Origin of the sequence: Pseudoxanthomonas koreensis (assembly GCF_041890415.1) — a bacterium.
GTDB lineage: Bacteria > Pseudomonadota > Gammaproteobacteria > Xanthomonadales > Xanthomonadaceae > Pseudoxanthomonas > Pseudoxanthomonas koreensis_A.
This window is the reverse complement of the sequence record NZ_CP169056.1, coordinates 1,299,346-1,322,486: the sequence shown is the minus strand read 5'-3', so window position 1 is coordinate 1,322,486 and position 23,141 is coordinate 1,299,346. Positions and strand designations below refer to the sequence as shown.

Genomic DNA, 23,141 nt, shown 5'->3' with positions numbered 1-23,141 from the left:
GGTCCGCCTGCATGTCTGCCCCTTCCCGCCCTGCCGACTGGGATCCGCGCGCATCACAGGTCTTGGCCGACCCGATCGCCGCCTACGACCACATGCGCCGCACCTGCCCGGTGGCGCACAGCGACTACCTGCATCACTCGGTGTTCCGCCATGCCGACGTGATGGGCATCGTGCTCGACCATCACACCTACGGCAATGCGGCCTCGCGCCACCTGTCGGTGCCCAACGGCATGGATCCGCCCGAGCACACCGCCTGGCGGCGGATGATCGAGCCCTACTTCGACGGCGCGCGGGTGGCGGCATTCGCGCCGGCCTGCCGGGAAATCGCGGCGGCCCTGGTCGGTGCATTGCCGCAGCAGGCACCGGTGGAACTGATGTCCGCGCTGGCCCACCCGTTCGCCGTGCAGGTGCAATGCGCGTTCATGGGCTGGCCGCAGGCCCTGCACCAACCGCTGCTGCAATGGGTGCAGGCGCGCAATGCAGCCACGCTGTCCGCTGATCCGCGCGCACTGGCAGCCGTGGCCACCGGCTTCGACAGCACCATCCGCCACCTGCTGCAGGAACGCCGCGACGCGGGCAATGCGGCGCCGGACGACATCACCACCGCGCTGCTGCGCGAAACCATCCATGGGCGCCCGCTGGCCGAGGAGGAGATCGTCAGCATCCTGCGCAACTGGACCGTGGGCGAGCTGGGCAGCATCGCCTCCAGCGTCGGCATCATCGCCTGGTACCTGGCCGCGCACCCGGCGTTGCAGTCACGCTTGCGCCGCAAGCCGACCCTGCTGCGTGCGGCCAATGACGAAATCCTGCGCATCCATGCACCACTGACATGCAACCGCCGGGTGCCCACGCGTGATGTCACCCTGGGCGGCCGGCACATCGCCGCCGGTGAGCGGTTGACCCTGGTCTGGGCCGCGGCCAACCGCGACGAAGCGGTGTTCGGTGACCCGGACGAGTGCCGCCTGGACCGTGACCCTGCCCTCAACCTGCTGTACGGCGCCGGCATCCACGCCTGCCCCGGTGCCGCGCTGGCACGGCTGGAACTGGAGGCCGTGATCGCTGCCCTGCTGGCTGCAACCGCCTCCATCGAACCGGCCGGCAGCCGGCCGACGCCGGCGGTGTACCCGGCCGGCGGCCACCGGCAGGTCGAGTTGCTGCTGCGGCCCGCTGCCGGGAGCTGATGCCCGGCGCCGCGACCGCGCAAGCTGCACTCAGGCAGCCGGTGCCGGCTCGCGCGCGGCAGGAATGCCACGGGCACGGCGCACCACGTTGGCGGTGCCGCGGCGCAGGTCGTCCAGGATCGCGTAGATGGTGGGCAGGAACAGCAGGCTGACCACCGTGGAGAAGGCCAGCCCACCAGCGATCGCGCGCGCCATCGGGTAGTAGGTGGGCATGCCCTGCACCGTGTCGGTGTGCAGGCCGATGGGGATCATCGCCAGGATCGCCGTGCCCATGGTCATCATGATCGGACGCAGGCGCTCGCGGCTGCCTTCCACCAGCGCCTCCATGCGCGGCATCCCGCGCCGTCGCAGGTTGTTGATGTGCTCGATCATCACGATGCCGTTGTTCACCACCACGCCCATCAGCACCAGGATGCCGATCACCGCCATGATGTTCATCTCGGTGCCGGTGATCCAGAACAGCCAGTACACGCCGAAGATGGAGAACAGCACGCAGGACATGATCGCGGCCGGGAACAGCATCGACTCGAACACCGCCGCCATGATCACCAGCATCAGCACCAGGGCGATGACGATGCTGCGCAGCATCTGGTCCATGCCGTCGAAATTGATGTTGAAGCTGCCGCCGTCGAAGGTGTAGCCGTAACCGGGCGGAAACTGCACCCGCTCCAGGTTGGCCTCGATGGCCTTGCGTGCCTGGTCCACCGGCACGTCCGGGGCCACGCCGGCCTCCACCCGCAGCATGGTCTGCCGGTTCAGGCGCTGGATCGAGGTGGCCACCGGGTCGATGTCCACGTCCACCATCGCCAGCAGCGGCACCTCCACCCCGTTGCCCGCGCGCACCATGAAGGTGGACAGGTCCTCGATGCCGTAGTCGTCCGAGCCGGCAAAGCGCACGTTGACCGGGATCTCCACTCCGTCCTGGTGGAAATCGCGCAGCGATGCGCCGCGCAGGGCCATGCCGACGAACTGCGCCACCTGCTGGGCATTGAACCCGTAGGCCGCGGCGCGTTCGCGATCCACCCGCACCGAAAGCTCGGTATTGGCATCGCCGGTATCCACCCGCACGTCGCGCAATGCCGGGTCGCGCGACAGCAGCGGCACCACGTCGTCCGCCAGCTCCTGCAGGGTATGGCTGGAGTCGCCGATCAGGCTGAAGCGGATGCCGTCGCCGTCGTTGCCCATGCTTCCGGGCCAGCCGATGCCGATCTTGGCGCGCGCCGACTGCGGCAGGCCCTTGCGCACCTCCTCGGCAATCTGCCGGCTCTGTTCGCGGTCCTTGATGTCCAGGAACAGCCGGGTCTGCGACCAGCCCTGCTCGGCATAGCGGCTGTAGACGCGCTCGACATGGAAGCGTTCGCGGTTGGCATTGACGAAGGCTTCCACCCGCGCCACCTCCTTGCCCATCTCGTCCTTGGAATAGGCGCCGTGCCACTGGTAGAAGATGTTGATCTGGCTGGGGTCGCTGTCATCGCCGCCGCCCTTGGTGTGGGCCATCGGCACCAGGCTGACCAGGGAAATGAGCACGATGCCGGCCACGCTCCAGCCGCGGTGGCCCAGGGTCCAGCGCAGCGCACGCGCATAGCGGTCCTGCAGGCGGGTGATCATGGGCGACTTCACCGCCGGCGGGGTCTTCATCCGCGCCGACAGCATCGGGATCAGGCTCACCGCCACCAGCCACGAGGCCAGCAGCGACACCGAGATGGTCACCGCCAGCTGTGACAGGTACACGGTCACGATGTTCTTCTCGCCGAACATCATCGGCAGGAACACCACGCAATGGCACAGGGTGCCCGCCGACAGCGCGATGGCAACGTGCCGGGTGCCGATGATCGAGGCCAGCGAGGGCCGGTCCGGGAACTTCTCGCGCTCTTGGTAGATGCTCTCCACCACCACCACCGCGTTGTCCACCAGCATGCCCACCGCCAGCAGCAGGCCCATCATCGAGATGATGTTCAGCGAGATGCCGGCGAAGTACATGAAGCCCAGGGTCATGATGAAGCAGATCGGGATGGCCAGGGTGACCATCAGGGTCGAGGGCCAGTGCCGCAGGAACGCGTACAGCACCATGATCGACAACACCAGGCCGATGCCGCCGGCCTCGGCCAGCGCCAGCAGCGAGCCGGTCACCGCCTGGCCCTGGTCGTCGGTCACCTCGATCTCGATGCCGCGCATGGCCGGGTCGCGCTCAAGCTCGGCCAGCTCGGCGCGCACCGCGCGCGAGAGGTCCACCAGGTTGGCCGCGCGCTCCTTGTAGATGTCCACGCCGACGCTGGGCTTGCCTTCCATCTGGCGCACGTAGCTCATGCGTTGCGGTTGCAGCGCGACCGTGGCGATATCCGACAGCCGGGTACCGGTGCGGTTCACCGGCAGGTCGCGCAGGGTCTGCAGTTGCTGCAGCTCGCCGCGCGGCTGCACCCGCAGGCGGCGTCCGGCTTCGGTGATCTGCCCTGCAGAAACCGAGAAGTTGGCCGCCTGCAGCCGCTCCACCAGGTCGTTGAGCGCGATCCCGTGCGCGCTCAGCCGGTCCTTGTCCAGCGCCACCAGCACTTCACGGTTGGCCACGCCCTCCACCTCGACCCGGGCCACGCCGGGCAGGCGCTCAAGGCGCTGCTTCATGCTGCGCTCGATCAGGTCCGCGCGCGCGGTCAGGTCATCGTCGCTGCTCAGGCGCAGGCTGATCGCCTCGCGGTCGCTGGTGGTCCAGCGCTGCACGTAGTAGCGGCGGAAGTCGTCCGGCAACTGGTCGCGCACCGCGTCGATGCGCTCGCGCGCTTCGGATGCGGCCACGGCGATGTCGCGGCTCCAGTCGCTGAACTCCACCTGGATCTGCGCGCCCTCGGCGTTGGCACGCGAGTTCATCGACTTGATGCCCGGCATCGTGGCGATGGCTTCCTCCACCGGGCGCAGCAGGTTGCGCTCCACTTCCTCCGGGGTCGAGCCGGCATACGGCAACCAGACGAAGAAGAACGGGATGGTGGCTTCCGGCTCGGCCTCCAGCGGCAACCGGAACGAGGCGATCAGGCCGATCGCCACCATCGACACGAACAGCATGATCGTGGTGACCGGCCTGCGGATGGACAGCTCGGTGATGCTCATCGCCTCAGCCCCTGCCCGCGCCATCGCCCAGGGCGTCGTGCTCGTGCGCGATCACCTGCGCGGCGTGCGCCGCGTCGCGGCGGGCGCGGCGGCCGCGTTCGGCGTAATAGGCGTCCGGCTTGCGGTCCAGCAGGTCGTACACCACCGGGATCACCAGCAGGGTCAGCAGGGTCGATACCAGCAGGCCGCCGATCACGGTGATGGCCATGGGCGAGCGCACCTCGGCACCCTCGCCGAAGGCCAGCGCCAGCGGGAGGAAGCCGAACACCGCGCACAGGGTGGTCATCATGATCGGGCGCAGGCGCGAGCGCGCGCCCTCCACCAGTGCCTCGCGCTTGGCCACGCCGGCCTCGCGCAACTGGTTGACCTTGTCGATCAGGATGATCGCGTTCTTCACCACCAGGCCGACCAGCAGGATCACGCCGATGAACACCACCACCGATACCGGCGAGCGCGCCAGCAGCAGCGCCGCCACCGCGCCCACCAGGGCCAGCGGGATGGTGAACAGGATCACGAACGGATGCAGCAGCGATTCGAACTGCGAGGCCATCACCAGGTAGACCAGGAACACCGCCAGGGCGAACGCGAACAGCAGCGAACGCACCGACTCGCCCAGCTCCTCGCCCTGGCCGCCGATGTGCATGTCCACGCCGGTGCCCAGCGGCGCATCGGCCACCATCTGCTGGACCTCGGTGATCGCCGTGCCCAGGTCGATGCCGCGCAGGTTGGCCGAGACGATGGCCACGCGGCGCTGGTTCACGCGGTGGATCTCGCTGGGCCCGGTGGTGGACACCACATCGGCCACCGAACCCAGCTCCACCGGCGCGCTGCCGGTCGGGTTGACCACCAGCCGGCGGATGTCGTCCACCGACGAGCGCTCCGATTCGCGCACCCGCACCAGCACGTCGATCTTGCGGTCGCGGTAGCTGTAGCGGGTGGCCACGCTGCCGCGCACCTTGTTGACCACCGCGTCGGCGATCTGGCGCGTGGTCAGGCCCAGCGCGGCGGCCCGATCCTGGTCGAACAGCACCTGTATCTCGGGGAAGCCCTGCTCGACGGTGGACTTGACGTCGGCATAGTGCGGATTGCCGCGCAGCAGCCCGGCCAGGCGCGTGCCGGCCACCCGGATCTCCTCCAGGCTGTCGCCCTCGACCTCGATCTCCAGCGGCGGCGACAACGCGAACAGCTCGGGCCGGGCGAAGTCCACCTGCGCCGCCGGCCAGGCGCGCATGGTCTGGCGCAGGCGGTCCACCAGTTCGGCCTCGCGCGCGGTATCGCTCATCACCACCGACAGCTTGCCGATGTTCTCGCCGCTCTCGGTGGGGCTGGCGTCCAGCCGCGTGCCGGTGCCGGACACGCCATACAGCAGGCGCACACCGGGTTCTTCGGCATGCCGCTGCTGGACCTCGCGGACCAGTGCATCGGTCTGCGCCAGCGGCGTGCCGGGCGGCAGCTTGGCGGTCATCTCGAAGCGATCCTGGGCAAGCTGCGGGATCAGGTCCATGCCCAGCAGCGGCACCACGGCCATGGTCGCCACGAACGCCAGCGCCGCGCCGCCCAGCACCGGCCACGGGCGCCGCAGCGCGGCCGGCAAGGCACGCATGTACGCCGCCTCTGCACGCCGGTACGGCGCCATCGCCAGGTCGCTGGCCTTGCCCATCACCGGGCCGGCCACCTTGCCGGCACCACGGAAGACGCGCACCACGCTCCACACCACTGCGTAGAACCCGCCGCGCAGCAGCGCACCGATGCCGCGTCCGGCCAGGGCCACCGGCTTCTGCCAGCGATTCTGCGGACGCCATGCCGGGGCCGGCGCTTCGGCCGGAAACTCCAGTGGCGGACGGCCCTTGAGCGCGCTGAGCATCGGGATCAGGGTCATCGACACCACCAGCGATACCGCAATGGCGATGGACACGGTCAGGGCCTGGTCGCGGAACAGCTGGCCGGCGATGCCTTCCACGAACACCAGCGGCAGGAACACGGCAATGGTGGTCAGGGTGGAAGCCACCACCGCCATGAACACCTCGCGGGTGCCGGCGATGGCCGACTCAAGCATGCCCAGCCCACGCTCGCGCGCCTTGGCGATCGATTCCAGCACCACGATCGAATCGTCCACCACCAGGCCGGTGGCCAGGGCCAGGCCGCCCAGCGACATCACGTTCAGGCTCAGCCCCAGCTGGCCCATGAAGAAGAACGTGGTGATGATCGAGATCGGCAGCGACAGCGAGATGACGAACGTGCTCCACGCATCGCGCAGGAACAGGAAGATCACCAGGATCGACAGCAGCCCGCCGATCACCGCGTCCAGCTTGACGTCGGCAATGGCGTGGCGGATGAACACCGACTGGTCCTCCACCACGGTCAGCTCGATGTCCTGCGGCATCTGCCCGCGGATCAACTCCAGCCTGGCCTCCAGCGCATCGGCGGTAGCCACGGTGTTGGCATCGCCCTCCTTGTAGACCGCCAGCTCCACCGCTTCGTGGCCGCCGCTGCGGATCACCGCCTCGCGTTCGCGGTAGCCCTGGTAGACCTCGGCCACGTCCTTCAGCCGCACGGGAGCACCGGCGCTGCCGCCGCCCTCGCCACCGCGCAGCGCGGCGATCACGTTGGGGTCGCGGCTGCCGAGGATGGCGGTCATCAGTTGCCGGTTCTCGGCGCCGGCCGCGGAGCCCGCACCAGAGCCGGCAGCGGTGGTCAGCAGCATCTCGCGCATCTGCTCGACGCTGGAAAACTGGTTGACCGTGCGCACCAGGTAGCGCTGGGTGCCTTCCTCCAGGCGTCCACCGGACAGGTTGACGTTCTCCTGCTGCAGTCGCTGCACCACCGTATCCAGCGACAGCCCGAACTGGGCCAGCTTGCGCTGGTCGATCTCGACCTGCACTTCGTCTTCCAGGCCGCCGCCGACCTTCACCGCGGCCACCCCGCTGACCGGTTCCAGCTTGCGCTTGAGGTCGTCCTCGGCGTAACGGCGCAGCTCCATCAGCCGGCGTACCGCCTCGGCCTCGCCGCCTGCCTCCTGCCTGGTGGACAGCGCCAGGCGCATGATCGGCTGGGTCGAGGGATTGAAGCGCAACAGCACCGGCGGCTTGGCATCCAGCGGCAGCTCCAGCGTCTCCATCTTGTCGCGCACGTCCAGCCCGGCCTGCTGCATGTCCGTGCCCCAGGCAAACTCCAGGATCACGTCGCTCTGGCCGGTGCGCGAGACGGACTTGAGGTTGCGCAGCCCCTTGACGATGCCTAGTGCTTCTTCGGCCGGGCGCGAGACCAGGGTCTCCACCTCGGCTGGCGCCGCGCCCTCGTAATCGGTGCGCACGGTCAGGGTCGGATAACTCAGGTCCGGCAGCAGCTCCACCTTCAGCGCCGACAGCGAGATCAGGCCGAACAGCACCAGGGTGAGCGTCATCATCGCGATGGTGACGCGACGACGGGTGGAGAATTCGACCAGGTCGAACCCGCCCCCGGTGGGGAGGGGATCGTGCGCCGGCATCAGCGCACCGCCTGGCCGGCCGCGGCGGCCTGCGCCTTGGCCGGGGCGGCTTGCGCCTTGGCGGCATCATCCTGTTCCAGCACCTGCACCGCGGTGCCGTCGCGCAGCGCGGACTTGCCGGCCACCACCACCGCGTCGCCGGCCTTCAGGCCGTCGCGCACCTCGATCCAACCGGCGTCGTCGTAGCCCAGCGCCAGCCCGGTGCGCACGGCCTTGCCGTCGCGGACCACGTACACCGCCGGTGCGCCGCCGTCCTCCAGCAACGCAGTACGCGGCACCACCAGCGCGTCGGCGCGCTGGTCGTAACCGATGCTCAGGCGGGTGAACATGCCCGGCTGCAGCTCGCCGCCGCCGGGGAACGCGGCCACCACGCGGAAGGTGCCGGTGCCGGCATCCACTACCGGCGCGACCCGGTCCACCGTTCCGGTGAAGCTGCGTCCCGGCAGCGCATCGGCCACCAGCTCCACCGCCTGGCCAGGCTTGAGCTTGGCGATCTCGCGCTCGGGCACGTTGAGCGTGGCTTCCAGCCGGCTGCTGTCCACGATGCGGATGATCGGCGAGTTGATCTGCACGAAGTTGCCCGGCTTGATCTCGCGCGAGGCCACCACGCCCGACAACGGCGCCACCACCGTGGTGTAGGAAAGTTCCAGCGCAGCCATGTTGTACTGGGCGCGCGCGTTCTCCAGGTCGTAGCGCATCTGGTCCACTTCGCCGGCGCTGATCAGCTGCTGCTCGGCCAGTTGCCGGGCGCGGCGGTAGTTGTTCTCCAGCTTGCGCATCTGCGCCTCGCTCTGGGCCACGGCCAGGCGTGCGCGGTCGGCATCCAGGCGTACCAGCGGCTGCCCGGCCTCGACCTGCTGACCCACCTCCACCAGCACCGCCAGGGCCACGCCCGAGGTCTTGGCCACCACCTGCGATTCGGCGCGCGGCTCCAACGCGGCAGTGCCGGTGTAGCTGGCGGCGATGGCGCGGCGGCTGGCAGGTACCACCTCCACCGGCACGGCATCGGGCGCCTTGTCGGCATCGGCCTTGTCCGGCTGCGCGCCGGGCTTGCAGGCGACCAGCAACAGCAGCGCTGCCGCCGCCAGGGTGATGCCGATCCGGGACCGGGCGTGGAGAAGGACGTGGCGATCCATGGAGATGGGCATGCGGGCGGGTCCGGAGCGGGCGTGATCAGGTGTTGTATGCAAGTAGATCACCCGCCCGGATCGACGCCATGCGCCGAAGGTCATGGTGACCGCCGGGGGATGATGCGGGACCGCGGCCCACCGGCGCGAGTTTCCGCCAGCGGCAACGCGCGGCTATACTGCTCCGGCTGCGCGGCGAAGGGGTTGATCCGCCGCGGGCGATCCCGCCGCAATCCGATCCGGACCACAGAATGATGCGCCTGCTGCCGTTAGCCGCCTGCCTCGCCCTGATCACCGCCGTGCCCGTCGCTGCTGCCCAGGACACCCCAGCAGCGCAGGAGGCCGTGCCGGCCGACGCACCGGCCGCTGTCGAAGCGCCCGCCGCCGCAGCACCTGCCCAGCCGGCCACCGGCGACGCCGAGCGCGGCCGCACGCTGAGCTACACCTGCATCGGCTGCCATGGCATCACCGGGTACAAGAACGCCTACCCCAGCTACAAGGTGCCCAAGATCGCCGGCCAGTCGGCCGAGTACCTGTCGCAGGCCCTGCACGAGTACCAGCAGGGCCAGCGCAAGCACCCGACGATGCGCGCCCAGGCCCAGAGCTTCTCGGCCCAGGACATCGCCGACATCACCGCCTTCCTGTCCACCCTCAAGTAAGCAGCCCATGTCGACAGCCGTGTACGCCCCGCGCCTCGCCATCGCCCTGACCGCCATCCTCGCCCTGGCGGCCTGTTCCGGACAGGGTGGTTCCCACGCCGCGGAAGAAGGCGTTGCCAGCAGTTCTTCGGCCGGCCTGCCCGAGGGCCGCATCGCCATCGGCGAGCAACTGGCCAATGCCAAGGGCAAGGCCACCGGCCAGAGCTGCATCGACTGCCACGGCGCGGACGGCAACGTCCCGATCGACGCCACCTACCCCAAGCTCGGCGGCCAGTACGCCGACTACCTCGGCCACGCGCTGCAGGACTACCGCAGTGGCGACCGCCAGCATGCGCTGATGACGCCGCAGGCCACGGACCTGAGCGACCAGGACATCGCCGACCTGGCCGCCTACTTCGCCTCGCGCCCCTCGCAACTGCGCGACCTGCACGGCCTGTACTGAGCGGCCCGCGCATCCGGCGACAAACGAAGGCCCGCATCTGCGGGCCTTCTTGTTTTCTCGGGGTATTACCCCGGAATGCCTCCCCGCACAGGACGACGGCGTTGACCCGGGCCCTGCATCCACCCGCATGTCTTTAGCCTTCGGGGCGCATCGCACTCCCCCGTGCGGTGCTCGCCGCGAAAAGGTAGTACCTGAGCAGGACATCACTGGGTCATTACATCGTAGCTGTAGTTGCGCGTCCGGCAGCCCAAGCCGGCACAATGCACCGATGTCCTCCCATGCCCACGCCGGCGCGGCCGGCCCACGCAGCAACCCCAGCCTGCGCGAGCGCTTCGATGCGATGCGCAACCTGCCGCCGTTCCTGCGCCAGATCTGGAAGACCAGCCCGGGCCTGACCCTGGCCAGCCTGTGCCTGCGCCTGCTGCGCGCGCTGATGCCGGTGGTCATGCTCTACATCGGCAAGCTGATCATCGACGAGGCCATCCGCCTGGTCGGGCTGGACCTGGGCTTCGACGCCCTGGGCACGGCCCTGCGCAGCGGCCAGCTTGATCCGCTGTTGTGGCTGCTGGGGGTGGAGCTGGTGCTGGCGGTGGTGTCGGACCTGCTGGGCCGGCTGGTCGGCTATACCGACGGCCTGCTCTCGGAGCTGTTCACCAACGCCAGCAGCATCCGCCTGATGGAGCATGCCGCCACCCTGGACCTGGAGGACTTCGAGGACCCGGACCTGCAGGACAAGCTGGACCGCGCCCGGCGCCAGACCATGAGCCGGATGAACCTGATGAGCCAGCTGTTCGGCCAGCTCCAGGATGCGATCACCGTGGTCAGCTTTGCCATCGGCCTGATGATCTATGCGCCCTGGCTCATTGCACTGCTGGCGGTGGCGCTGGTGCCGGCCTTCATCGGCGAGGCGCACTTCAACGCGCTGGGTTATTCGCTCAACCACCAGTGGACGCCGGAGCGCCGCCAGCTCGAATACCTGCGCCAGACCGGTGCCAGCGTGGAAACGGCCAAGGAGGTGAAGATCTTCAACCTCCACCGTTTCCTGATCGACCGCTACCGGGTGCTGGCCGACAAGTTCTACCTGGCCAACCGCGCCCTGGCCCGGCGCCGCGCGTTGTGGGGCACCCTGCTGGCCGCGCTGGGCACGCTGGGCTACTACGTGGCCTATGCCTACATCGCCTGGCGCACGGTGCGCGGCGATTTCAGCATCGGCGACCTGACCTTCCTGGCCGGCAGCTTCCGCCGCCTGCGCCAGTTGCTGGAAGGGCTGCTGATCGGGTTTTCGCAGGTCGCCGGGCAGGCGCTGTACCTGGACGACCTGTTCTCCTTCTTCGAGATCCGGCCGGAGATCGCCTCCAGGCCGGACGCGCTGCCGGTGCCGCGGCCGATCGAACGCGGCTTCGTGTTCGAGAACGTGGGCTTCCGCTACCCGGGTGCGGAGAATTGGGTGCTGCGCGGGCTGCAATTCGAACTGCGCGCCGGCGAGGTGCTGGCCCTGGTGGGCGAGAACGGCGCCGGCAAGACCACCCTGGTCAAGCTGCTGGCGCGGCTGTACGACCCGGACGAGGGCCGCATCCTGCTCGACGGCCGCGACCTGCGCGACTATGACCTGGACGACCTGCGCGCCAACACGGGTGTGATCTTCCAGGATTTCGTCCGCTACCACCTCAGTGCCGCCGAGAACATCGGCGTGGGCCGGGTGGAGGCCATCGACGACCAAGCCCGCATCCTCAGCGCCGCGCACCGCGCCCTGGCCGACGAGGTGATCGACACGCTGCCGGACGGCTACGCGCAACTGATCGGCCGCCGCTTCAAGAGCGGCGTGGACCTGTCCGGCGGGCAATGGCAGAAGCTGGCCATCGCCCGCGCCTACATGCGCGATGCCCAGGTGATGATCCTGGACGAGCCCACGGCCGCGCTCGACGCGCGCAGCGAGTTCGAAGTGTTCCAGCGCTTCAAGGAGCTCTCCCGCCAGCGCACCGCGGTGCTGATCTCGCACCGCTTTTCCAGCGTGCGCATGGCCGACCGCATCCTGGTGCTGGCCGGCGGCCGGGTTGAAGCCAGCGGCACGCATGACGAACTCATGGCGCAGGGCGGACGTTACGCCGAGTTGTTCGAACTGCAGGCGGCCGGATATCGTTGAGCTTTCGCCCTGCAGGACCAACCCCATGCGCCCGGCCATCCACGCACGCACCACCCTCGCCTTCGCCCTCGCAGCCGCCCTTGCGGCGTGCCAGCCTGCCCAGACCACCCAGGCGCCCGAACCGGCACCGGTCGAACAGGTGCGCCAGGTCGCCAGCGTCAAGGGCGAAGCCACGCTCGAGGTGGTGGCCCGCGGCCTGTCCCATCCGTGGGCGGTGCTGCCGCTGGCCGAAGGCGGCTTCCTGGTCACCGAGCGCGGCGGTGCGCTGCGCAAGGTCGCCGCCGACGGCACCGTCTCTGCCCCATTGGCGGGGGTACCGGCGGTGGCGGCGCGCGGCCAGGGCGGGCTGCTCGACGTGGCCCTGGCGCCGGACTTCGCCCAGAGCCGGCGCATCTACCTCACCTACGCCGAGCCCGGCGACAACGGGCTGTCCGGCACCGCCGCGGCCCATGCCACGCTGGGCGAGGACGGGCTGGCGGACCTGCAGGTGATCTACCGGCAGGAACCCAAGGTCAATACCGAGAACCACTACGGCTCGCGCCTGGCCTTCGACGACCAGGGCCACGTGTTCATCAGCCAGGGCGACCGCACCCTGCGTGCGATGGCGCAGGAGCTGGACAAGCTGCAAGGCAAGCTGGTGCGCCTGAACCTGGACGGCAGCATCCCGGCCGACAACCCCTTCGTCGGCCGCGACGATGCCCGCGCCGAGATCTGGAGTTACGGCCACCGCAACATGCAGGGCATGGCCATCGATCCGCGTACCGGCAAGCTGTGGGAAAGCGAGCACGGCCCGCGCGGCGGCGACGAGATCAACCTTCCGCAGCCGGGCGCCAACTACGGCTGGCCGCTGGTCACCCACGGCATCGACTATTCCGGGCAGCCGATCCCGGAGGCCACCGGCAAGGAGAAGCCGGGTATCGAGCCACCGCATTTCGTGTTCGAGGTCTCGCCCGGGCTGTCCGGCATGGCCTTCTACACCGGACGCCCCGGCGCACCCTGGAACGACAGCCTGTTCCTGGGCGCACTGGCGCAGCGCCAGCTGATCCGGCTGCAGCTTGAAGGCGACCGGGTGGTCGGCGAGGAGCGGCTGCTGCAGGATTTTGGCGAGCGCATCCGCGACGTGCGGGTGGCCGCCGACGGCATCATCTACCTGGTCACCGACGAGGCCGACGGCAAGCTGCTGCGGCTGCAACCGCCGCAGGGCTGAGTGGCCGATCCCGGCGCGGATTGACCTGGCGCAAGGCGGGGGGATGGGCGTCGGCTACAATGGCCTGCGAACATCCCCCCACGACCTTTCCTCCGATGTCTTCCGCCTACGGCACTGAGACAGTGCTCGACGTCCGTCACTGGACCGACGACTACTTCAGCTTCACCACCACCCGCAACGACGGTTTCCGCTTCGACAACGGCCAGTTCGTGATGATCGGCCTGCCCACCGAGGCCGGCAAACCCATCCTGCGGGCGTACTCCATCGCCAGTGCCAACTGGGAAGAGCAGCTCGAGTTCTTCAGCATCAAGGTGCCCCACGGCCCGCTGACCTCGCGCCTGCAGCACATCCGCCCCGGCGACAGCCTGCTGGTGGGGCGCAAGCCAACCGGCACCCTGCTGATCAGCGACCTGCATCCGGGCCGCAACCTGTACCTGCTGGGCACCGGCACCGGGCTGGCGCCGTGGCTGTCGGTGATCAAGGATCCGGAAACCTACGAGCGCTTCGAGCGCGTGATCGTGTGCCATGGCGTGCGCAACGCAGCCGACCTGGCCTATCGCGACTACATCGGCAAGGAACTGCCGCAGCACGAGTTCCTGGGCGATACCATCGGCCGCCAGTTGCTCTACTACCCGGCGGTCAGCCGCGAGGATTTCCCCAACCGCGGCCGCCTCACCGAGCTGATGGCCAGCGGCGCGATGATGCAGACCCTGGGCCTGGCGCCGCTGGATCCCGCACACGACCGCGCCATGGTCTGCGGCAGCCCGCAGATGCTGGCCGATTTCCGCGCCCTGCTGGACAGCCGCGGCTTCACCGCCTCGCCGCGCATCGGCAGCGCCGGCCAGTACGTGTTCGAGCGGGCATTCGTCGAAAAATAGAACACTGCGCACGCCGGCCTGTGCCGTTGGTCACGGGCGCCGGTACCGCCCCGTGGAGTAGGCTGTGACGGTTTGTTTCTTCAGGAACCGTTTCAATGCAGAAGACCGCCCTCTCCCTGGCCCTCGTCGCCGCCCTGGGTATCACCATGACCGCCTGCAACCGCACCGAGGCGCCCGCGCCCGGCACCGACGCCAGCCAGGCTGCGGCGGCCAGCCAGGACAATCCGTTCTTCGCCGAAAGCGCGCTGCCCTTGCAGTACCCGCCGTTCGACCGGATCACGGACGAACACTTCGCGCCGGCATTTGACGCCGGGATGGCCGAACAGTTGGAGCAGATCAAGGCGATTACCTCCAGCAGCGAGGCGCCGACCTTCGACAACACCATCGTCGCGATGGAGAACAGCGGCCGCACCCTGGCTCGCGCACGCGCGGTGTTCTACAACCTGGTGGGCACCGACACCAACGACACCCGCAAGCAGTTGCAGGCCCAGTACTCGCCGAAGTTCGCCGCCCACCGCGACGCGATCATGCTCGACGGCGCGCTGTTCGAGCGGATCAAGGCGCTGCATGAAGGGCGCAACGGGCTGGGCCTGGATGCCGAAGGCGTGCGCCTGGTCGAACGCTATTACACCGATTTCGTCCGTGCCGGCGCCAACCTGTCCGATGCGGACAAGGCGCGGCTGAAGGACATGAACGCCGAGCTGGCCAGGCTGGGGACGCAGTTCGACCAGAACGTGCTCAACGAGGTGAACGCCTCGGCGGTGGTGTTCGACAGCGCCGAGGCGCTGGCCGGCTCGACCGACGCGCAAATCGCCGCTGCCGCCGAGGAGGCGGGCAAGCGTGGCCTGGACGGCAAGTATGTGGTGACCCTGCTCAACACCACCGGGCAGCCGCCCCTGGCCTATCTTGAGGACCGCCAGGCGCGCCGGCGCATCCACGAGGCATCGGTCAGCCGCGGCGCCCGCGGCAACGAGTACGACAACACCGCCATCGTGGCCCAGGTGATGAAGCTGCGTGCCGAGCGCGCCGCGTTGCTGGGCTACCCGAACCACGCCGCGTTCTCGCTGGAGGAAGCCACCGCCAAGACCCCGCAGGCGGTCAACGAGATGCTCGGCAAGCTGGCGCCGGCGGCGGTGGCCAACGCCAGGCGCGAGGCCGCCGAACTGCAGAAGATGATCGACGCCGAACAGGCCGCCAAGGGCGAGCCCACCTTCGAGCTCGCGCCGTGGGACTGGGCCTACTACGCCGAGAAGGTGCGCCAGGCCACCTACGATTTCGACGAATCGCAGCTCATGCCGTACCTGGAAATGAAGAACGTGCTGGAGAACGGCGTGCTGTTCGCGGCCACCCAGCTGTACGGCATCACCTTCAAGGAACGCACCGACCTGCCCAGGTACCACCCGGATACCTGGACCTACGACGTGTTCGACGCCGACGGCAGCCAGCTGGCGATCTTCATCTTCGACCCGTACGCACGCGCTTCCAAGCGTGGCGGTGCGTGGATGAATTCCTACGTGTCCCAGTCCGGGTTGCGCGACACCAGGCCGGTGGTGGCCAACCACCAGAACATCACCAAGCCCGCCAGCGGCCCCACCCTGCTGACCTGGGACGAGGTGACCACGATGTTCCACGAGTTCGGCCACGCCCTGCACGGCATGTTCTCCGACGTGGAGTATCCGTACTTCAGCGGCACCAGCGTGCCGCGCGACTTCGTCGAGTTCCCCTCGCAGGTCAACGAGATGTGGGCCGACTGGCCGTCGGTGCTGGCCAACTACGCCAGGCACCACGAAACGGGCGAGTCGATGCCGCAGGCGCTGCTGGACAAGGTGCTGGCCGCGGCCAGGTTCAACCAGGGCTTTGCCACCACCGAGTACCTGGGCGCGGCGATGCTGGATCAGCGCTGGCACCAGATCGGCCCCGACCAGGTGCCGTCTGCCGAGGCGGTGATGCAGTTCGAGGCCGATGCCCTGGCCGCCGATGCCATCGCCTACGCACCGGTGCCGCCGCGCTACCGCACGCCCTACTTCAGCCACATCATGGGCGGCTATTCGGCCGGCTATTACGCCTATATCTGGTCCGAAGTGCTGGACGCCAACACCCGCGACTGGATGCGCAACCACGGCGGCCTCACCCGGGAGAACGGCGACCACCTGCGTGCGACCCTGCTGTCGCGCGGCGGCAGCAAGGACGCGATGCAACTGTTCCGTGACTTCGCCGGCCACGATCCGGCCATCGAACCGTTGCTGGCCAAGCGCGGCCTGGACCAGGCGCCACGCTGAGGCGTGCAAGTCATTGACGGGGCCGATGTCGCATCCGGCCCTGGCAGCGGGCGCGGTGTTGATGCACTGCCGGGATCGCGCATGCCGCGCAGTCGCACGGCCGCGTTTCGCGCGCGTGGGCATGATCAGGGCGCGAACAGCCCCCGGTAATCCGGAGCCACATGGGGCAGCAGCACCGCGGCCGGGACCTCGGCCTCATGCACGCCAGCGGCATACGGGCCGACCTGGTACGGCGGGAACACGAACCGCAGCGCGGTGATGCGGCCGTCCTCGCCCGCCGTCACCGGCTCGAATCGGGCGAAATTCTCCGGCCGCGGTTCGGTTCCGGCAGCGATGTTCGACAGCGCGGTGCGCAGCAGGCGCTGACGCTCGTCCGGCTCCAGCGACGGGTCGGCGGCGCGGGTGTGGGCGGCGGTCGCCAGTTGCTCGGCCACATGGTCGGCCACCGCCTGCCACCCATCCGGCGACGCCAGCAGTTGTTCGGAGGTCAGCAATGCGTCGTGGCCAGGCAGCCAGACGAAGCGCTCCAGCAGCGGCTGGCCGTGGGCTCCCCCGGTGTACAGGCTGCCGTCGGCGGCCACCGCCACCACCTCCGGCGTCTGCACCAGGATGCGGAAGCCCAGCGACAACCCGTAAGGCGCTGCCGGCGGCTCCTGCACTCCGGCAACCGCCTGGGCCAGTTCGGCGCGGGCCGCCTCGGCGTAGTCGTGCAACACCCTGGCCAGGCCAGGCCATTGCGCGGCTTCCTGGGGGTAGCTGATGCCGACCACGTAGCGCGGATCGTGCTCGATCACCTCGTCCAGCGACGGCGGTGGCGGCGGTGGCGCTTCCACTGTGATTGCCGGCGGCGCGGGTTCCACTGCCGGGGTGGCCGCGGTCGGCGGTGGCTGCCGTCCGCATCCAGCCGCCAGCAGCGCCATGGTGCCCCCCGCCAGCAGCGCAAGCCTGGTGCCGAGCATGCGACTCACCCGGCCACCAGCCCGGCGTAGTCGGGATGCCGGGCCACCCAGGTGGCTGCATACGCACACGCCGGCACCACTGCCCAGCCCTGCGCGCGGGCGTGGTCGAAGGCCTCACGTACCAGCCGGCCCGCCAGCCCGCGGCCGCCGATGGCCGGCGGCACTCCGGTGTGGTCGATGACCATGGCGCCGCCCTGCAGCCGATACAGCAGCTCAGCCTGATGGCCATCCAGCTCGAGATGGAAACGGTGGTGCGCGGCGTCATGGGAGATCGGCGGCGGGGGGGACGGGTTCATTAATGCCTCCGGGAAACGCGGCGATTGGCGACAATTTGCGTCACATTATGCCGGCCAGCCGTGCGTGGACAGTGAGGAATCCCCATACGCAGGCGACGGGTTGGCGGGCCGTTGGCGGGGTTGGCACGGGTTCTGCGTCATTCGCCGGTAACGCAACCAGCGACAACGACGGAGCCAGGCATGAATGCTTCCCAGCCCAGCGATTCCATCAACGACGCCACCCTGCTTGAAGGCCTTTACCAGCTGGTCATGAACGGCCGCACCGACAGCTGGGAATTCCAGCAGCTGACCCGCGAGGTCTATGACCGCCTGATGGAAACCTACGCGGTCGCTGCCTGACCTGACCTGACGGGGCGCGGACCTGCGCCCCGCTCCACCCGCCTCGCCTGCTGGTGAGTGGCCAGCGACCCGGCCGCCCGGCTGGCTACGCGGCACCAATCATCACAGGCACTCGTCCATCAGCGTCGGTCGCGCTTGCGCTGGTTGCGACGGTCATGGGTACTGGCACTGCCCTGGATGGCGCGCATCCGGCTTTCTCCCGCATGCAGCTCCAGCGCCTTGGCCTCGGCTTCCGGCGAAACATGGCCGTCGATCGCGGGCTGATGGGCGTGCTCGTCCAGCAGCCGCCACGCCGGCGTCTGGCGCGCCTGCTCCTGGTGTGCCTGCAGCAGGGCCTGGGTGGTCTTCAGCGCCTGCTTGCGCACCGCCGCGCGCTTGCTTGCAGCCTTCCTGGCGGGCGCCTTGCTGGTGGCAGCCTTCTTCGGCGCGGCGTTGCTGGCCACCGCCTTCCGGGGTGCAGCCTTCTTGGCTACGGTTTTCTTCGGTGCGGCCTTCTTCGGTGCGGCCTTCTTCGATACCGCCTTTTTTGCCGCCACCTTCCTGGCGACAGGCTTTTTCGAGACCACCTTGGCCGCGCTTGCCGCGCGCTTCGACACGCCTGTCCGCGCACTGGTGGCGGCCTTCTTCGTGGCGGCCTTCTTCGTGGCGGCCTTCTTCGTGGCGGCCTTCTTCGTGGCGGTCTTCTTCGTGGCGGTCTTCTTCGTGGCGGTCTTCTTCGTGGCGGCCTTCTTCGTGGCCACCCGCTTGGTGGCGGCCTTCCTGGTGGCGGTCTTGACGGCCCGGGCCGTCGCGGCGCGTGGCGTATCGGACTTGCCTGGTGCCTTCTTCGCCGGCGCCTTCTTCGCAGGCGCCTTCCGGGTCGGAGCCTTCTTCGCAGGAGCCTTCACGGGCGCCTTGGTGGGCGCCGCCTTGGTATTCGTGCGGGCTTTGGACGTCCTGGTGCGTGGTGCGTTGCGGGTTGCCATGCTCGCCTCCGTCTTGGGGGTACCCCGGAGGCTGGCATGGGTCGCATGCAGGCGCGGTGAGCGTGCGCGTCAGCCCAGGCGCGGATTCAGCAGCTCGGCGAGGAACACCTGGCCCAGGCGCGGCTCCATCGCCAGCATGAAGATCACCCCGAACGCCGCCCCGGGCAGGTGTGCGCTGTGGTTGATCCGGTCGCCACCCTTGTGGTCCATCCACAGGCTGTAGCCGACATAGAACACGGCGTAGATGATCGCCGGGGCCGGGATGAAGAACACGAAGATCAGCGACCACGGCGAGATCAGAATGAAGGCGAACAGCACCGCGGAGACCGCGCCGGACGCGCCCAGGCTGAAGTAGTTGGGGTTGTCCTGGTTCTTCAGGTAGCTGGGCAGGATCGAGACCAGCAGCGCGCCAAGGTAGAACAAGGGATAAGTCAGCATGCTGCCGGTCAGTTGCAGCATCACCTGTTCGATCAGCCGGCCGAAGAAGAACAGGGTGACCATGTTGAACAGCAGGTGCGGCAGGTCCGCATGCAGGAAGCCGTAGCTCACCAGCCGCCAGTATTCATGGCGCTTGGCCACCGCCGGCGGCCACAGGATCAGCCTGTCCGCCAGGCGGCGGTTGTTGAAGGCGAGCCAGGACACCAGCGCGGTGGCGGCAATCAGGATGATGGTAACGAACGGCGACATGCAGGGCCTCAGGCGGGACGGTAGTTGTCCTGCACCGGGTAGCGGCGGGCGTAGGCGGCAAAGGCCAGCGCAGCCACGAATGCGAAACCGGCGAAGAAGAACATCAGGAATGCGTTTTCGCTCAGCCCGGTGCCGGCGATCCGGCCCAGCACCGCCTCGTTGCGCACGCCGAAGTTGGTCAGCAGCACCCACAGGCTGCCGAAGGTGCTGGTCAGGTACCAGAACGCCATGATCACGCCCTTCATTGCGTGCGGCGCCTGGCTGTAAGCGAACTCCAGCGCGGTGGCCGAGACCAGCACCTCGCCGAAGGTCAGCAGCAGGTACGGCAGTGCCTGCCAGGCCAGCGACACCTGCGCACCGCCGTCCAGCCACAGTTGCAGCATGCCGGCCACGATCCACGACACGCCGGAGATGGCGATGCCCCAGCCCATCCGCCGCAACGCGGTGACCTGGAAGCCTGCGCGCCGCAACAGCGGGTACAGCACCAGGTTGTTGAACGGGATCAGCAGCATCACCAGCAGCGGGTTGAGGGCCTGCATCTGCGCGGCATCCTGCACCAGCCAGCTCGGCCACCAGGCCTGCGCATGCGGGATCACCATCTCCCGGCCCTGGATGATCCAGGTCGATGCCTTCTGGTCGAACAGCGACCAGAACGGGGTCACCAGCGCGAACACGATCAGGATCCGCAGCACCGCGCGCACGCCATCCACCGCCGCGTCGGGATGCGCTCCGCGGGCACGCTCCAGTTGCAGCGAAGCCCCCCACCCGCCCAGCGCGATCAACACACCCAGCGCCAGGCAGGCGGAGATCACGAAGCCGAAGTCCGGCCACCATGACGCCAGCCCGGCAAGGGAAAGCGCCCACAGCCCGAGCAGGGCCGCGGCCAGGATCACGCCGGCCAGCGCCACCGCATGGCCCGGCCTGCCCTGCCCCGGATGCCGGGCACGCAGCGCGGTGCGCACCACCGGCAGGAAGCCGTGCGGATCGTTGCCGGACGGCGGCACGTTGATGTAGCGGTGGCGTCCGAGCCAGAACACGAACGTGGCGATGAACATCAGCGCACCGGGAATGCCGAATGCCACCGCCGGCCCGTAGTGGCGCAGGAACAGCGGCGCCAGCAGCGAGGCGAAGAACGAGCCGAAGTTGATGATCCAGTAGAAGGCGTCGAACACCACCCGCGCCTTGTCCTTGTTGCTCTGGTCGAACTGGTCGCCGCAGAACGACACCACCAGCGGCTTGATCCCGCCCGAGCCCAGCGCAATCAGGAACAGGCCGGTGTAGAAGCCCGCGGCGTTGTCCTCGAACATCGCCAGGCAGGCATGGCCGGCGCAATAGACCAGGGAGAACCACAGGATGGTGTTGTACTTGCCGAAGAACCGATCCGACAGCCAGCCACCGAGCAGCGGGAAGAAATACACGCCGATCACGAAGCTGTGGAAGATGTCCTTGGCCGCACCGTCGCGCTCGGGCCCCTGCGGCAGGTAGGCCAGCAGCATCGAGCTGATCAGGAACGGCACCAGGATGTTGCGCATCCCGTAGAAACTGAAGCGCTCGCAGGCTTCGTTGCCGATGATGTAGGCGATCTGGCGGGGCATGTGCCCCGTCCCGGCGGTGGTGGCCATCGTCTCGGGTCGGTCTCAAAGGAAACCGAGGGTACCCGATCACCCGTGGGGCCGGAACCGCCGCAACGCGCTGGGCGAAGGGTTTTAATGATTTGAACACGCCACGTTCGCGCTGCATGTGCAGTGGCATGCCTACGCTTGGCCGTTCCCCCGGGCAAAGGAGTCCAGCATGAGCCACCTGCAAGACAGGCGTATCCCGCAGGCCTCCTGCGACAGGCCGGTGAAAGCAATCGCCCAGGGCCACCAACCCGGCCGGGAGGCCTCGGCATGACTGCAAGCCGCGGCCGCACCGCGATGGTGATGGTGATGGTGATGGCGATGGCCCTGGTGCTGGGCGCCTGCCGCGCAGGCAACGCGCCGGACGCCGTGTCCGTCGCGCCCGATGCCTTGGCCGCCTCCACGCTGGCCAGTGGGCCGGCCGATGCCGCGGCCAGCGCCCTGCAGGAAAGCCAGTGGAAATGCGCCGACCAGTCGATCGCGGCACGCGTCGACACCGCCGCGGCCAGCGCCACCCTCACCCACGCGCGTGGCCAGTTGCTGCTGCCGCAGGCCATCTCCGACGCCGGTGCACGCTATGCCGACGACAACGGCAACGCGTTCCACACCTTGGGCGAGGATGCCACCTTGACCCTGTCGGGCACGCCGGAACAGGCATGCACGCGCATCCATCCTGTGCCCGAACAGGCTGCGACGCCCTAGCCGGGCCCCCTGGGTGCGTTCGACAGCAGCGGGGGCGCCGGCAGCAGCGATTGCCGCCGGCCCTGCTCCGCCGCACCCGGCCGCAGCCTGGCATCGCTGGCGGTTGAATCACCCCGCAAGGCCCGCGACCATGCGCTGATGCCCGGCCCTTCCGTTCCGTCTGCGCCCTCCGGCTACCGCGGCCGCTTCGCGCCCTCGCCAACCGGCCCGCTGCACCTGGGCTCGCTGCTGGCTGCCTTTGGCAGCTGGCTGCTGGCCCGGCATGCAGGCGGCCAGTGGCTGGTGCGGATCGAGGACATCGATCCACCGCGCGAGGTCCCCGGCGCGGCCGCCGCGCAACTGGCGGCGCTGGCCGCCTTCGGCCTGCTGCCGGACCTGCCGCCCGTGCGCCAGAGCGAGCGCTCCGCGCTGTACCGGGCCGCGCTGGACCGGCTGCTTGCCACCGGCCAGGCATTCGCCTGCTCCTGCAGCCGCAGCGAACTGGCCGCACAGGGTGGCATCCACCGCCGGTGCGTGGCCGCCGCACCGCGCCCGCATCCTGCAATCCGCCTGCGCGTGGCCGCCGATACCGTGGTCACCTTCGACGACCACCTGCAGGGGCCGGTCCGCCAGGACGTGGCGAGCGCGGTGGGCGACTTCGTCCTGCTGCGCGCCGATGGCTGCTGGGCCTACCAGTTGGCCGTGGTGGTGGACGATGCCGAGCAGGGCATCACCGACGTGGTCCGCGGCGCCGACCTGCTCGACTCCACCGCGCGCCAGATCCTGCTGCAGCGCGCGCTCGGGCTGCCGACCCCGCGTTACCTGCACCTGCCGCTGCTGCTGGACGCAAGCGGCGACAAGCTGTCCAAGTCCAGTGCCGCGCAGCCGCTGGATCCGTCCGATCCGCTGCCGCCGCTGCGCCAGTGCTGGACGCTGCTGGGGCAGGACCCGGCGCCGCTGCGCCAGGCCGCCAGCGTGGACGCACTGCTGCACCATGCCGGTGCACATTTCGATCCGGCACGGATACCGGCGCGCTTGCACTTTCATGGGGCCGCCACTACAACTGCCTGACCTTTGCGCATCCCCAGGGAGG

18 protein-coding genes are annotated in these 23,141 nt (G+C 69.0%); 10 read left to right on the top strand and 8 right to left on the bottom strand.

Annotated elements, in window-relative coordinates:
- The first annotated feature begins 11 nt into the window (after positions 1-11).
- Positions 12-1,181, top strand: coding sequence for a cytochrome P450 (locus ACEJ41_RS06020; protein WP_374013877.1), 1,170 nt, complete (start codon positions 12-14; stop codon positions 1,179-1,181).
- A 30-nt stretch (positions 1,182-1,211) separates the two neighbouring features.
- Here ACEJ41_RS06020 and ACEJ41_RS06015 read toward each other — a convergent pair whose 3' ends face one another.
- From ACEJ41_RS06015 to ACEJ41_RS06005, 3 genes are read right to left on the bottom strand one after another with little or no spacing between them, the layout of a single operon-like run.
- Positions 1,212-4,280, bottom strand: coding sequence for an efflux RND transporter permease subunit (locus ACEJ41_RS06015; protein WP_374013876.1), 3,069 nt, complete (start codon positions 4,278-4,280; stop codon positions 1,212-1,214).
- A gap of 4 nt (positions 4,281-4,284) precedes the next feature.
- Positions 4,285-7,767 (bottom strand): efflux RND transporter permease subunit, encoded by a 3,483-nt coding sequence (locus ACEJ41_RS06010; RefSeq protein ID WP_374013875.1) that lies wholly within the window; start codon positions 7,765-7,767, stop codon positions 4,285-4,287.
- Positions 7,767-8,915, bottom strand: coding sequence for an efflux RND transporter periplasmic adaptor subunit (locus tag ACEJ41_RS06005; RefSeq protein ID WP_374013874.1), 1,149 nt, complete (start codon positions 8,913-8,915; stop codon positions 7,767-7,769). Before ACEJ41_RS06005 ends, ACEJ41_RS06010 begins: the two co-directional genes overlap by 1 nt.
- A 233-nt stretch (positions 8,916-9,148) precedes the next feature.
- Between ACEJ41_RS06005 and ACEJ41_RS06000 the strand changes: the two genes are divergently transcribed.
- The 6 genes from ACEJ41_RS06000 to ACEJ41_RS05975 all read left to right on the top strand — a co-directional run bounded on the left by ACEJ41_RS06000 (position 9,149) and on the right by ACEJ41_RS05975 (position 16,502).
- Positions 9,149-9,553 carry a cytochrome c gene (locus ACEJ41_RS06000; protein WP_374014081.1) on the top strand — a complete coding sequence of 135 codons (405 nt, stop codon included), beginning with the start codon at positions 9,149-9,151 and terminating at the stop codon, positions 9,551-9,553.
- A 7-nt stretch (positions 9,554-9,560) separates the two neighbouring features.
- Complete coding sequence (locus tag ACEJ41_RS05995) at positions 9,561-9,995, top strand: cytochrome c (RefSeq protein ID WP_374013873.1); 435 nt, start codon at positions 9,561-9,563, stop codon at positions 9,993-9,995.
- A 268-nt stretch (positions 9,996-10,263) separates the two neighbouring features.
- Positions 10,264-12,138 (top strand): ABC transporter ATP-binding protein, encoded by a 1,875-nt coding sequence (locus ACEJ41_RS05990; RefSeq protein WP_374013872.1) that lies wholly within the window; start codon positions 10,264-10,266, stop codon positions 12,136-12,138.
- A gap of 25 nt (positions 12,139-12,163) precedes the next feature.
- Positions 12,164-13,345: a PQQ-dependent sugar dehydrogenase gene (locus ACEJ41_RS05985; RefSeq protein ID WP_374013871.1), complete on the top strand. Its 1,182-nt coding sequence runs from the start codon at positions 12,164-12,166 to the stop codon at positions 13,343-13,345.
- 95 nt (positions 13,346-13,440) lie between these two features.
- Positions 13,441-14,223, top strand: coding sequence for a ferredoxin--NADP reductase (locus ACEJ41_RS05980; protein ID WP_374013870.1), 783 nt, complete (start codon positions 13,441-13,443; stop codon positions 14,221-14,223).
- 95 nt (positions 14,224-14,318) lie between these two features.
- Positions 14,319-16,502, top strand: coding sequence for a M3 family metallopeptidase (locus tag ACEJ41_RS05975; protein ID WP_374013869.1), 2,184 nt, complete (start codon positions 14,319-14,321; stop codon positions 16,500-16,502).
- A gap of 125 nt (positions 16,503-16,627) precedes the next feature.
- Here ACEJ41_RS05975 and ACEJ41_RS05970 read toward each other — a convergent pair whose 3' ends face one another.
- Positions 16,628-17,461, bottom strand: a complete 834-nt coding sequence (locus ACEJ41_RS05970) for a hypothetical protein (protein ID WP_374013868.1) — start codon at positions 17,459-17,461, stop codon at positions 16,628-16,630.
- 5 nt (positions 17,462-17,466) lie between these two features.
- On the bottom strand, positions 17,467-17,757 hold the full coding sequence (locus ACEJ41_RS05965; protein WP_374013866.1) for a GNAT family N-acetyltransferase: 291 nt from the start codon (positions 17,755-17,757) through the stop codon (positions 17,467-17,469).
- A gap of 180 nt (positions 17,758-17,937) precedes the next feature.
- Here ACEJ41_RS05965 and ACEJ41_RS05960 point away from each other — a divergent pair, with 180 nt between their 5' ends.
- The gene (locus tag ACEJ41_RS05960) at positions 17,938-18,096 is read left to right on the top strand and encodes a hypothetical protein (RefSeq protein WP_374013865.1); all 159 of its coding nucleotides are present in this window, start codon (positions 17,938-17,940) and stop codon (positions 18,094-18,096) included.
- 119 nt (positions 18,097-18,215) lie between these two features.
- Here the strand turns inward: ACEJ41_RS05960 and ACEJ41_RS05955 are convergent, their stop codons facing one another.
- The 3 genes from ACEJ41_RS05955 to ACEJ41_RS05945 all read right to left on the bottom strand — a co-directional run bounded on the left by ACEJ41_RS05955 (position 18,216) and on the right by ACEJ41_RS05945 (position 21,370).
- On the bottom strand, positions 18,216-18,983 hold the full coding sequence (locus ACEJ41_RS05955; RefSeq protein WP_374013864.1) for a histone H1-like repetitive region-containing protein: 768 nt from the start codon (positions 18,981-18,983) through the stop codon (positions 18,216-18,218).
- Between the two features lie 147 nt (positions 18,984-19,130).
- Positions 19,131-19,748 carry a rhomboid family intramembrane serine protease gene (locus tag ACEJ41_RS05950; RefSeq protein WP_374013863.1) on the bottom strand — a complete coding sequence of 206 codons (618 nt, stop codon included), beginning with the start codon at positions 19,746-19,748 and terminating at the stop codon, positions 19,131-19,133.
- An 8-nt stretch (positions 19,749-19,756) separates the two neighbouring features.
- Positions 19,757-21,370, bottom strand: a complete 1,614-nt coding sequence (locus ACEJ41_RS05945; protein WP_374013862.1) for an MFS transporter — start codon at positions 21,368-21,370, stop codon at positions 19,757-19,759.
- Between the two features lie 267 nt (positions 21,371-21,637).
- Between ACEJ41_RS05945 and ACEJ41_RS05940 the strand changes: the two genes are divergently transcribed.
- Together ACEJ41_RS05940 and gluQRS are read left to right on the top strand one after the other, a co-directional pair.
- On the top strand, positions 21,638-22,069 hold the full coding sequence (locus ACEJ41_RS05940; protein WP_374013861.1) for an MliC family protein: 432 nt from the start codon (positions 21,638-21,640) through the stop codon (positions 22,067-22,069).
- A gap of 138 nt (positions 22,070-22,207) precedes the next feature.
- Entirely contained in the window at positions 22,208-23,119 is a 912-nt protein-coding gene (gene gluQRS / locus ACEJ41_RS05935) for a tRNA glutamyl-Q(34) synthetase GluQRS (protein ID WP_374013860.1), read from the top strand.
- Positions 23,120-23,141 lie beyond the last annotated feature (22 nt).